A 12,434-nucleotide genomic window follows, 5' to 3' on the forward strand; every position below is an offset into this window, starting at 1 on the left:
TTACATTGCAATCCCATCGGGGCTCACCATGAACGCACTTCTCCAGCCACTCAGCATCGGCCCGCTGCACCTGTCCAACCGTATCGCCATGGCCCCGGTCACGCGCGCCAGGGCTGGTGCCAATGGCGTGCCCACCGCGCTCAATGCGCACTACTACCGCCAGCGCGCCTCGGCCGGCCTGATCATCGCCGAAGCCACCAATGTCTCGCCGATGTCGGCCGCCTTCGAAGACGCGCCAGGCATCCATCATCCCGACCAGGTGGCCGGCTGGAAGGACGTGGCCAGTGCGGTGCACGAAGCCGGTGGCAAACTCTTCGTCCAGTTGTGGCATGGCGGCCGCATCAGCACCTATGCCCTGCTCGATGGCGCCGCACCACTCTCGCCGTCAGGGATGAACGACGACCTTGGCCTGCTGCAGGTCTACGGCGCCCTGCGCAACGGCTACTACACCCGCATCGCAGCCTCTCCTTCGCGGGCCATGAGCGTCGAGGAAATCCACGCCACCGTGCAGGAATTCCGCACCGCTGCGCGACATGCGGTACTGGCCGGCATCGACGGCGTGGAAATCCATGCCGCCAATGGCTACCTGCCGCAGCAGTTCCTGTCCTCCCACGTCAATCGACGGCAAGACCAGTTCGGCGGCAGCATCGAAAACCGTGCGCGCTTCCTGCGCCTGATCATCGAAGCCGTGCTGCAGGAAATGCCGGCCGCGCAGGTCGGGGTAAGGCTCTCGCCCTTCGCGTTGTACAACAACGCCATCGATGCCGGCGCGGATGGCCCTGGCGACAGCGATACCCGCGCCACCTATGCCTACGTCGCGCAAATGCTCAATGGCTACGGCATCGGCTATCTGCATGCGGCCGATACCAACGCCTGGAGCGGCAACAAGGACATGCCGCGGATACTGGAGATCCTGCGTCCGCATTTCAAGGGTGTGCTGATCGCCAACGGTGGCCTGTCCTTCGAGCAAGCCGAGCAGCTGGTGGTCGCCGGCCAGGCCGACATGGTGGCCTTCGGCCGCCAGTACATCGCCAATCCCGATCTGGCCGCACGCATTGCGCAGGGCGGGCCGTTCAACGAGCCAGACCCCTTCACCTTCTATGGTGGCGACGACATCGGCTACACCGATTACCCCGCCCTGAGCTGATCCGCGCCGCTGTAGCTGGCAGGCGCCGGTCTTCCCGCCGCCTGCGTCCAGCGTCGCCCCTTCCATCCTCGTCGGAGATGCCCCAATGAACCGCAACGCCCGCTGGCGCATGCAGAGCGCCCCGATTGCCCACACCATCGGCGCCACCGCCACCCACGCCGAGCAAGCGGCCCCCGCCGGTGCGGGCGGCAAGCTGCGCAAACCCAGGGGGCGCCCCTGGCTCAAGAAGATCAGCCGCAATGTGCGCGCCGCCAGGCTGGGGATTGCATCAGGTACGAGCTCGGGCGTGACTGAGGATGGCGACCATGGCGCGCTGGCGCGGCTGCGACTGTCCCTGCAGCAGGCCGACACGGCGCAACCGCATCTGGCGCTGGCGCACGTGGAAGATTGCCGGGGCTACCTGCGTGAGCTGATGCCGACCCTGCAGCAGCTGAGGGTGCGCCATCAGGGCAAGACCATCGAATTCCTCAACACCATCCTGACCCAGGCCCTGCACGACGTGGCCAGCATCATCGACGCCAGCATCGCGGCCGACCGCCGCCTGTTGGACCGTTACCGTAACTATGCCGAGCATATCTTCAACTACACGCCCAATGGCCTGTTGGTGATGGATGGACAATGCCGCATCCGCACCGCCAATCCGGTGATGCGGCGCATTCTCGGCCTGGGGGCCGATGTGCCGGTCGACGGCATGGCCTTGCCGGCCGTGTTCAAGGTGCCGGCGCTGTACGCCGCAGCCGGCGAAGTGCTTGCCAGCGGCGTGCCACACCAGGGTATCAACCTGATCGACGACGAGGGCCATGAACGCTGCGGCCACTATCAGTTCGGACTCTCGCGCTTCGACGATGGCGATGAAGCACTCCTGCTGCTGGTGGCCCATGACATCGCCCGCGTGCTGGAAGCCAAGGCCGCCCTGGCCGACAGCGAAGAACGCTTTCGCCTGTCCTTCCACCAGGCGGCCGTGGGATTGGTCCACTTCGATGCCGCCGGCCGCATCCTGCGCAGCAACCGCAAGCTGCAGCAGGTGCTGGGCTACGATGCCAACGAGATGCAGCGCCTGAACCTGTGCGACCTGGCCGACCCGGATGAGGAGTGTGACCACGACCACATGACGCAACGCATCCTCAACGGTGAAATCCAGGATTACGTCAGCGAAAAGCGCTACGTGCGCAAGGATGGACAGTCGATCTGGGGCCAGGTGACGGTATCGTCCATGCGCGAGAGCAATGGCGAAGTCCACTTCATCGCCGCCATCGAAGACATCACCGAGCGCAAGGCCACCGAGTACCGCATGCGTCATCTGGCCAACCACGACCACCTCACCGGCCTGCCCAACCGCAGCCTGATGATGGACCGCCTGGACCTGGCCATCGCCCAGGCCCGTCTGGCCTCTGCGCCGCTCTCGTCCTCGCCCTCCTCCTCACCCCGGCACACGCTGGCGGTGCTGTTCATCGACCTGGACCGCTTCAAGACCATCAACGACAGCCTCGGCCACGACATCGGCGACCAGGTCATCGTCGAAGTGGCGCACCGGCTGCTGGCCTGCGTGCGCCCCGGCGACACGGTGGCGCGCCTGGGCGGCGACGAATTCGTGGTGGTGCTGGCCAACGCCGGCCAGCAGCGGCACATCGCTGCCGTCGCCGACCGCATCCTCGAAGCCATCTGCCAGCCCATGCTGCTGAACGGCCATGATCTGTTCCTCGGCGGCAGCATCGGCATCAGCCTGTATGACCGCGATGGCAGCGATAGCGCCACGCTGCTCAAGAATGCCGACACCGCGATGTATCAGGCCAAGCAGGGCGGCAAGCGCCGCTATGTCTTCTACGCCAACGAAATGAGCAAGGACGCCCTGCAGTTCCTGCGCATGGATGCCGCCCTGCGGCGCGCGCTGGAGCGCCGGGAATTCCATCTGGTGTACCAGCCGCAGGTGAGCATCGCCAGCGGTCGCATCATCGGCTTCGAGGCCCTGCTGCGCTGGCAGCCGCCGGGCGAGGCGGTGATTGCCCCGGACCAGTTCATCGGTCTGGCCGAAGAGACCGGACTCATCGTGCAGATCGGTGAATGGGTGCTGGAAACCGCCTGTCGCCAGCTGGTCGCGTGGCAACGCGCCGGGCTTTGCCCGCAGGACATCAAGATGTCGGTCAATCTCTCGGCCACCCAGTTCCGGCAGGACGACATGGTCGCGACGGTACAGCGCGTCCTGGCCGCCACCCAGTGCCCGCCACACTGCCTGGTGCTGGAAATCACCGAGAGCGTCATCATGGATTCGCCCGAATCGACGGTGCAGATCCTCAATGCCCTGAGCGCCTTCGGCGTGCAGCTGGCGATCGACGATTTCGGTACCGGCTATTCCAGCCTCAGCTACCTGAAGCGCTTCCCCATCCATACCCTGAAGATCGACCGCAGCTTCATCCGCGATATCTCCATCGACGGCAACGATGCCGAGATCGTCAAGGCCGTCATCGCCCTGGCCCATGCCATGAACCGCAACATCGTGGCCGAAGGCGTGGAAGACAGCGTGCAGCTGGATTTCCTGCGCGACCACGGCTGCGACCAGGCCCAGGGCTACTTCTTCGGCAAAGGCATCGCACACGAGGAAGCCGCCGCCCTGCTGTCGCGCCAAGAGTTGCCGCTGCATAGCGTGCGCGTGGCCTGACCGGACCAGCACCCGCTTGTCGCTTCCCCCCGTCCGTCCCTGCCCCTTGCAGGCTGACAGAACGGCCTGCCGCATCCACCCTTTCATCTCACAATGGGAGTAAATAATGGCCCTGCTGTCCTTTCAGAAAAAACTCTGGCTGCCCCTCATTGCCAGTCTCGGCTGCCTGTGCGCAGTGTCCCTGCTGCACATCGTGGAAGCACGCCACCAGCGCTACGAGGAGCGCCAGACTGACCTGGCCAACCTGGACAAGGCGGCGCTGAAGATCGTCGAGGGCTTCGCCGACCAGGTGCGCGCCGGCACCCTCGACAGCGAGGAAGCCAAGCGCCAGGCCAAGGCCGTGCTCAAGACCATCCGCTATGGCGAGGACGGCTACATCGCCATCCTGGGCATGGACGCCACCGCCATCCAGAACCCGGGACGACCGGAAAACGATGGCAAGGACATGAGCGCCTTCAAGGACCCGGCCGGCTTTCCGGTCTTCCTGGAGGTAGCACGGCTGGCCGCCTCGCCGGCTGGCGAAGGCTTCATGCGCTACCTCTGGCTGCGTCCCGGCACCCAGGTGCCGTCCACCAAGCTGGCGCGCATCGTCAGCTACAAGCCCTGGGGCTGGGCTCTGGTGGCCGGGGTGTATGTGGATGACATCGAAGATGCCTTCTACGCATCGCTCAGGAAGAGCGGGGCCATCCTGGCGCTGGTGAGCCTGCTATTGGCCGGCATCGTGGTCGTGATCAACCGCAGCCTCAACCGCACCCTGGGCGGCAGCCCCGAGTACGCGGTGGCGGTTGCCATGCAGATCGCCGAACAGGACCTGAGCCAGCCGGTGCAACTGCGCGCGGGCGACAACAGCAGCCTGTTGGCCGCCATGGCGCTGATGCAGGCCAGGCTGGCAGCCATGATCGCCGCCATCCGCAGCAGTGCCGAAACCATTGCCGCAGCCTCCTCGCAGATCGCCAGCGGCAACCTGGATCTGTCGGCCCGTACCGAAAGCCAGGCCGGCTCGCTGGAAGAGACGGCCGCCTCCATGGAACAGCTGACCCAGACCGTGGCCTCCAATGCCCAGCATGCGCTGCAGGCCAATCACCTCGCGCTGGCCACTTCCGAGCTGGCACAACGAGGGGGCGCCGCCATGCAGAAGGTGAGCCAGACCATGGACGCCATCAGCAGCAGCGCAGGCCGTATCGAGGCCATCATTTCCGCCATCGACGGCATCGCCTTCCAGACCAATATCCTGGCGCTCAATGCGGCCGTGGAAGCGGCCCGCGCCGGCGAACAGGGGCGCGGCTTCGCCGTGGTGGCCTCGGAGGTACGGGTACTGGCCCAGCGCAGCGCGGCCGCTGCCAAGGAAATCAAGAGCCTGATCGATGCGTCCTCCACCAGCATTGCTACCGGCGCCGGCATTGTCAGCGAAGCCGGCGGCACCATCAGCGAGGTGGTACAGAGCGTCAATGAAGTGGCCTCCATGATCTCGGCCATCACCGCCTCCTCAAGCGAACAGCGCACCGGTATTGGCCATGTCAACGTGGCCATCACGGAAATGGACGGCGTCACCCAGCAGAACGCTGCCCTGGTGGAAGAAGCCGCCGCCTCGGCCGCCAGCCTGCGCGACCAGGCCGCCGCACTGGCCGAGATGGTCAGTCACTTCCAGTTGGGTGAGATGAAGCTGGCCAAGGATGATGCCGTTGCCGCGCCGTCGACCACCATCAGCACCACCGCAGAAACCCGCCACGCCACTACCCGAGGCCGGCGCCTGGCACTGGGTCAGGCCTGAGGGCCAGTCCTGAGGTCTGGTCCTGAGGCTTAGTCCTGAACCGGCGCCGCCGGCTGCGGCAATACCGGCAGCGCTGTGGCCAGGTGCTGTTCCAGCACGTCGATGAAGACCTTTACCTTCAGGGCGGTCTCGCGGTTGGAGGGATAGACGGCATAGATACCGACGTCCATGGCACCGGGGTTGGCTTCGTAGGCGGGCAGCGCACACACCAGCCGCCCGGCCTGGATGTCATCCATCACCAGCCACACCGGCAGCATGGCCACGCCATACCCGCCCAGGCAGGCCTGGCGCAGCATCTCGGAATTATTCACCGACAGCGAGCCGCTCACCTCCACCGTCTGGATGGGCTCGACTGGCGCGGCCGGCCCAGCGGGTGCCGCCAGCGGACGAAAGCGCCACTGGCGTGACTGGCTGGCATAGGAAAAGCTGAGGCAATCGTGCTGGCGCAGGTCGGCCGGAACCAGCGGCATGCCGACCACCTTGAAATACTCGGGACTGGCGCAGATGATGCGCCGCTGGTCGGCCAGCCAGCGCGTATGAAGCTCGGCTTGCGGCACCGGCTTGCCGATGCGGATGGCGACATCCACCGAATCTTCGGCCAGATCGCTGATGCCGTCACTCAGATCGAGATGCACGGCCAGCTTGGGATAGGTCTGCTGCAACTGGCACAGGGCCGGTGCCAGGTAGAGCGTGCTGAAGGTGACCGGTGCCGAAATCTTCAGCCGCCCCTGCGGCACGCCTTCCTGGGAAGCCAGGTTCTCGGCTTCCTCGATCTGTTCCAGGATGACCAGCACGCTCTCGTAGTACAGGCGCCCGCTGTCGGTGAGCGTCACCGTGCGGGTGGAGCGATTGAGCAGCCTGGCGCCGACGCGCCGCTCCAGCGCATCGATGAGACGCACCACCGATGAAGGCGCAATGCCCAGGTTGCGTGCGGCGGCCGAAAAGCCGCCGGTGCTGGCCACTACCGAGAATGCCTTGAGCTCTGAAAACCGGTCCATGATCGTTGCGCCATGTTCGTTGAAAAACCCGCTGCGATGCGGATCAGGCGCGCCCCCCGCTGGCATGGCGCCTGTTGTGGAGCCACATTGTACCGACCCGGAGGATCGGCAACAGCGGGAGATCGATAGCGACCGGGAAAGTCCCGCCACGCGGGACTCGGCCCATCAGGGATGATGGAACAGCAGCAACTGGCCCGCTTCCACACCCTGGCGCAGCAACTGCTGGCCCAGGGCCACCTGGCGTGGTTCCCAGCGCGCCAGGGCAGCGTCGATGTCGTCCGGGCTGGCCTGCAATGCATCGGCCAGGCTCAGCGCATTGGCGGCAGCCTTCAGGGTACTGGCTGCGGTATGCGGGCGTGGAATGGAGGCCGCATCGCCCAGAATCAGCACCCGACCGCTGACCATCTGTTCCACCGCCAGGTCGCGGATGGCCTGGACGAAGGGGGCATCGGTGGCCAGCACTGCATCACGGAAGGGCGGCGGCAACAGCTGCGGCGCTTCCTCGCGCAGGTGCTGGCGCCAGCGTGGGGCCAGCAGGCCTTCCGGCAACGAATAGGCGCGCTGGCGGCCATCGCGATCCAGCATCACCTCTTCCAGCATGGCCTCACTGGCCACGCGGTACCAGACCCAGTTGTAGAGACGCTGCTCGGGCCAGATGCTGTTGCCCTCCCCTGGTACCAGGTAACCCAGGATGTGCGAGCCGGTATGGTTGGCAAAGCCGAAGTCGCCATGCAGCACAGCGCGGGTGGTGGCCGGCATATCGGCCTCGGGCAGCAGCCCACGCCAGGCCAAGTAGCCGGCATAGCCGGGCAGCTGCGCCGGCCAGAACTGCCTGCGCACGCGCGAATCCCCGCCGTCGGCGCCGATCAGCAGGTCGCCGCTGGCGCGGCTGCCATCCTCGAAGCAGGCCGTCACGCGGGCGCTGTCCGGCTCCTGCTCCACATGCGACAGCACCCGGCCCTGATGATAGTGCTCGCTGCCGAAGACCGACTTCAGCGTGCTATAGATCAGGGACCAGGAAGTCTGGGTCTGCGGCGCCGGTCGCCGTACCCGCACGCTGCCATCCTTGTCGAGAACGACGCGGTTGATCGAGGGCACGCCCAGTGCCTGGCGGCGGATATCGACGCCAATGCGGCGGAACACCTCCAGCACCTCCGGTTGCAACACAATGCCACCGCCCCGGCTGTCGAGATCGCTGGCCGAGCGCTCGTAGATATCAACGTCCCAGCCGATCTGGCGCAGCATGGTGCCGGCAAACAGACCGCCGAGCGAGCCACCGATGATGATGGCGTGTCGCGGGCGGGATGGCGATGGGGAGGAAACAGCGGAAGAAGAAGGCAAGGAAGTGGACACGATCTGACCCCGATATTGGACTGTCCCCACTATGCCCTGAGTGCCCACGGGTGGGAATGCTTCCCGGACCGCAAGGCCTTTTGCGCTGGGCGCAATGGACAGGATCAGTAGGCCGGCGCGGCCGCTTCCCTGGTTCCGCCACGTACCTGAATCATCTGCGCCATGATGGAGATGGCAATCTCGTGCGGCGTGCGGCTGCCGATGTCCAGCCCCACCGGACCATGCAGCTTGGCGATCTGATCGGCATCGAGGTCCAGCTGCAGCAGGCGTTCACGGCGCCGTGACTGGTTCAGCCGCGAGCCGATGGCGCCGATGTAGAAGGCGTCGGTCTTGAGCGCTTCCATCAGGGCCATGTCGTCCAGGCGTGGATCGTGGGTCAGGGCCACCACGGCGCTGCGGCGGTCCAGCCGCATCTCCAGCACCAGATCATCGGGCATGGCATGCACCACCGACACGCCCGGCAATGACCACGCCAGCCGGTGTTCTTCACGCGGATCGCAGACGGTGACCTGGTAATCGAGGGCAGTGGCGATCTGGGCCAGGAACTGCGAGAGCTGGCCGGCACCAATGATCAGCAGCCGCAGGCGCGGGCCGTGGAATGTCGTCAGGGTATGCTGGTCCAGGTGCAAGGACTGGTCCTGGCCGGCGTCTTCCAGCGTGACCACGCCGCTGCCCAGGTCCAGCCGCCGCCGGGTCAGCAGACGGCCTTGCAGGCGCGCCAGCAGTTCGGCCATCTTGCTATGCGCGGCCAGCGGTTCGACCAGCAGTTCCACCGTGCCACCGCAAGGCAGGCCGAAGCGATGCGCTTCGTCGGCGGAGATGCCGTAGCTGAGCCGCTGTGGTGTGCGCCGCGTCAGTCCGTCAGCGCGCGCGTGGGCGATCAGATCATCCTCGATGCAGCCGCCCGAGACCGAGCCGACCACCACGCCGTCATCACGGATGACCATGGTGGAACCGGGTGGTCGCGGGCTGGAGCCCCAGGTGCGCACCACCGTGACATATTCGCAGGCATGGCCTTGCTGCATCCATTGCACGCAGGCCTGCAAGACCTGAAAATCGAGGCTGTCCATGGTACCCAACTCAACCCGGGCAAGGCATGCCGGCGGCCGCCCACATTTCCAGCATCTGTACGAACTGTTCGTGCGACATCGGCGGGATGGTGCGGTCGGCACCGGGCGACCAGGCCCATAGCACCAGCGGATCGGTCTTCATGTGCTCGATGACCTGCGCGCCGGTCTTGCGGTTGCCGTTGCGGGCCGGGTCACGCATCTGTTCGCACACCCCCTTCTTGTCCAGTCCCTGCCAGCGCATGGACAGCGGCGCCAGGTGCCAGTTGGGCGCGCCGGGTACCTTGCCCTGCGCGGTATTGGTGGCCTGGTGGCAGGCCGCGCACTGCAGCACGGCCGAGCCGTGGCCATCCTTGCCGCGCACCACCTGCTGGGCATGCAGTACGCCCATGTCCTTCTGGTGCGGTGCTTCGGCCTGGTGACAATTCAGGCAGCGCGGCGACATCACCACGCTGGCGATCGGTTCGAAGAGCGCCCCATCGTCCCGCGCCGGCTTGCCCTTGCCTTGCGCCTGCGCCTGGGTGAGCGAACACAAGGCCAGCAGCATCACCATCAGCGCGCGCATCATGACTGCTCCGCCGCTTTGTGGATCGCCGCACGGATGCGCGGATAAGTGCCGCATCGGCAGATGTTGCCCGACATGGCCTGGTCGATGTCCTCATCGCTGGGTCTGGGAATGGCGCGCAGCAAGGCCACCGCTGCCATGATCTGGCCCGACTGGCAGTAGCCGCATTGCGGCACGTCGATTGCGGCCCAGGCCTCCTGCACCCGCTGTCCCACCGGCGTGGCGCCGATGGCTTCGATGGTAGTGAGTTTCTTGCCTGCCGCCGCCGACACCGGCAGCACGCAAGCACGAGTGGGCTGGCCGTCGACGTGCACGGTGCAGGCACCGCACAGGGCGGCACCGCAGCCGTACTTGGTGCCGCTCATCTGCAGCTCGTCGCGCAATACCCACAGCAGGGGCGTATCCGGCTCGGCCTCGACCTTGACCATCTTGCCGTTGAGGTTCAGAGAAATCATGTGTGCTCCTGTCAGCTTGCTTGCAAGGCGGCCACGATGGGCAGCTTGCGGATTCGTGTTCCGGTGGCCGCATGGACCGCATTGGCCAGCGCCGGCATGATGCCGGACGTGCCGGGCTCGCCCATGCCGCCGGGCGCCTCGTGGCTGGCCACGATGTGGGTGTCGATGCGCGGCGTTTCGGACATGCGCATGACGCGGTAATCGTCGAAGTTGCCCTGCTCCACCCGACCGTTGCGCAGCGTGATGTTGCCCCACAGCGCCCCGGAAATCCCGAAGATCACGGCGCCTTCGACCTGGGCCTGCACGGTATCGGGATTGACCACCATGCCGCAGTCCAGCGCACAGACCACGCGCCGTACCTTGACCTCGCCCTGCTCCACCTCCACATCGGCCACCATGGCCATATAGGTGCCGAAGGCAAATTGCACCGACAGGCCGCGCCCGGTCCTGCCCTCGCGCGGGCCATGCCAGCCGGCCTCGCGGGCCGCCACTTCCAGTACCTGGCGGGCACGCGGATTGTGCTGCAGCAGGGAAAGCCGGTATTGCAGCGGATCGATGTTGGCGGCAAAGGCCAGTTCGTCGATGAAGCTCTCCACCACGAAGACGTTGTGGGTGGGACCCACCCCACGCCAGAAGGCCGTGGGCAACTGCGGTTCATGGCGGGTGTAGTCGACCCGGATGGCCGGGAAGGCATACGGCGGGCGCTCGGCGCCGTCCAGGCTTTCTTCGTCGTAGCCATTCTTGAAGGCCGGCGGCAGGAAACGGCCCAGCACCGACGAACCGGTCAGGTGATGGAACCAGGCCACCGGCATGCCCTGGGCATCGATGCCGGCGCGCAGGCGATCGAACCAGTAGGGGCGGTACATGTCATGGCGGATATCGTCCTGGCGGCTGTAGATCACCTTGACCGGGTGCCTGACCTGGGTGGCGATGCGCACGGCACGTTCGACGCCGTCGATTTCCAGGCGACGACCGAAGCCGCCCCCCAGCAGGAAGTTGTGTACCGTCACCTGGTCCTGGGGCAGTCCGGTGACCTTGGCCGCCACGGCGCGCGCCAGCGTCATCACCTGGGTCCCGGTCCACACCTCGCAATGGGTGGGCGTGACGTGCACCGTGCAGTTCATCGGCTCCATGGCGGCATGCGCCAGGAAGGGCAGTTCATAGGTCGCTTCCAGCACCCTGACGGCGCTGGCGATGCGCGTCTCGGGATCGCCCTCGCTGCGCACGCGGGCGGCCGCGCTGGCGCTGGCGCGCTGCATGTCGGCGACGATGTCGGCGGTCGACAGCCTGGCGTGCGGCCCCTCGTGCCAGGTCGGTTTGGCCGCCAGCAGACCTTTCTGGGCGGCGCCGTAATGGTCGGCGACCACGGCTACGCAGTCCTCCAGGCGCACCACCTGGCGTACGCCGCGCACACGCAGCGCGGCCGCTTCATCGATGCTGTCCAGGCGACCGCCGAGGGTGGGGGTGATGGCCAGGGCCGCCACCTTCATCCCGGGCAACTGTACGTCCATGCCGTAACGGGCCGAGCCGTCCAGCTTGCCGGCGGTATCCAGGCGCCGCGCGGGCTTGCCGATCAGGCGGAACTCGGCGGGTGGTTTGAGCACGATGCTGGCCGGCGCGGGCAAGGGCAAGGCCGCAGCGGCATCGACCAGCGCGCCATAGCCCAGCTTGCGACCACTGGCGGGATGCAGCACGGCGCCGCTCCGGGCCAGGCAGCTGGCGGGATCGACCTGCCAGCGTTGCGCAGCCGCCTGCACCAACAGCATGCGGGCTGCGGCCCCGGCCTGGCGCATCGGCATCCAGGCGGCGCGCATGGTGGTGGAACCGCCCGTGACCTGGAAGCCCAGGGCCGGATTCATGTAGCGTTTGTCATCGGCTCCGGCATGTTCCAGCACCACATCGTGCAGGTCCACTTCGAGTTCTTCGGCAATCAGCATGGGCACCGAAGTGTAGGTGCCCTGTCCCATTTCCACGTAGGGCATGGTCATGGTGACCTTGCCGTCGCTGCCGATGCGCAGCACGGCGCTGGGTTCCCAGCTGGTGCCGGGAGCGGCGGCAGTACCGGCGATGCCACGTGCGCCGGCCGGCGGCAGCAATACGCCGAGCATCAGGCCGCCGCCGCCGGCAGCCAGGGTTTTGAGAAAAAGTCGACGGTCGGTCATGGATGATCCTGGCGTGTCCATGCGGCGTCCCATCCCATTGCGGGAGTGACCACCTCAAGGCAGGTTGGAAAAGAATCCCGCCTCCCCTCCGCGCGGTCGAGACCGCGCCGGACGGCGATGGCGGATGTGGGATGGCCGGGCAAGGCCGCGACCTTGCTGCATGCTGCTCCCCCCGGCCAGATTATACGGGGAGGAGCGGCTGGCAGCGGCCATGAAATCGTGCAAATACAGCCATGCCGAATGGATGTCCCACCAGCTGG

General features: G+C 66.4%; 9 protein-coding genes. 3 read left to right on the forward strand and 6 right to left on the reverse strand.

Annotated features, from left to right (window positions below; all coding sequences use genetic code 11):
- Positions 1-28 precede the first annotated feature (28 nt).
- The 3 genes from VE092_RS11910 (at position 29) to VE092_RS11920 (ending at position 5,574) form a co-directional block, all read left to right on the forward strand.
- Positions 29-1,147: an alkene reductase gene (locus VE092_RS11910; RefSeq protein WP_241811725.1), complete on the forward strand. Its 1,119-nt coding sequence runs from the start codon at positions 29-31 to the stop codon at positions 1,145-1,147.
- An 85-nt stretch (positions 1,148-1,232) separates the two neighbouring features.
- The gene (locus tag VE092_RS11915) at positions 1,233-3,803 is read left to right on the forward strand and encodes a putative bifunctional diguanylate cyclase/phosphodiesterase (protein WP_324876971.1); all 2,571 of its coding nucleotides are present in this window, start codon (positions 1,233-1,235) and stop codon (positions 3,801-3,803) included.
- A 106-nt stretch (positions 3,804-3,909) separates the two neighbouring features.
- A complete protein-coding gene (locus tag VE092_RS11920; protein ID WP_324876973.1) occupies positions 3,910-5,574 on the forward strand; it encodes a methyl-accepting chemotaxis protein in 1,665 nt (554 codons plus the stop codon).
- A 29-nt stretch (positions 5,575-5,603) separates the two neighbouring features.
- On the opposite strand, the gene VE092_RS11925 is transcribed toward VE092_RS11920, so the two are convergent.
- The 6 genes from VE092_RS11925 to VE092_RS11950 all read right to left on the reverse strand — a co-directional run bounded on the left by VE092_RS11925 (position 5,604) and on the right by VE092_RS11950 (position 12,207).
- Positions 5,604-6,572, reverse strand: coding sequence for a LysR family transcriptional regulator (locus VE092_RS11925; RefSeq protein ID WP_324876975.1), 969 nt, complete (start codon positions 6,570-6,572; stop codon positions 5,604-5,606).
- Positions 6,573-6,737: 165 nt separating this feature from the next.
- Positions 6,738-7,925, reverse strand: coding sequence for an FAD binding domain-containing protein (locus VE092_RS11930; protein ID WP_324876977.1), 1,188 nt, complete (start codon positions 7,923-7,925; stop codon positions 6,738-6,740).
- A 104-nt stretch (positions 7,926-8,029) separates the two neighbouring features.
- Complete coding sequence (locus VE092_RS11935) at positions 8,030-8,995, reverse strand: XdhC family protein (protein WP_324876979.1); 966 nt, start codon at positions 8,993-8,995, stop codon at positions 8,030-8,032.
- A 10-nt stretch (positions 8,996-9,005) separates the two neighbouring features.
- Positions 9,006-9,560 (reverse strand): hypothetical protein, encoded by a 555-nt coding sequence (locus VE092_RS11940; RefSeq protein WP_324876981.1) that lies wholly within the window; start codon positions 9,558-9,560, stop codon positions 9,006-9,008.
- Positions 9,557-10,012, reverse strand: a complete 456-nt coding sequence (locus tag VE092_RS11945) for a (2Fe-2S)-binding protein (protein ID WP_324876983.1) — start codon at positions 10,010-10,012, stop codon at positions 9,557-9,559. The genes VE092_RS11940 and VE092_RS11945 overlap by 4 nt, the downstream gene beginning before the upstream one ends.
- Before the next feature lie 11 nt (positions 10,013-10,023).
- Positions 10,024-12,207 (reverse strand): xanthine dehydrogenase family protein molybdopterin-binding subunit, encoded by a 2,184-nt coding sequence (locus VE092_RS11950; protein ID WP_414653473.1) that lies wholly within the window; start codon positions 12,205-12,207, stop codon positions 10,024-10,026.
- Positions 12,208-12,434 lie beyond the last annotated feature (227 nt).

Origin of the sequence: Herbaspirillum sp., assembly GCF_035644555.1 — a bacterium.
GTDB lineage: Bacteria > Pseudomonadota > Gammaproteobacteria > Burkholderiales > Burkholderiaceae_D > Herbaspirillum.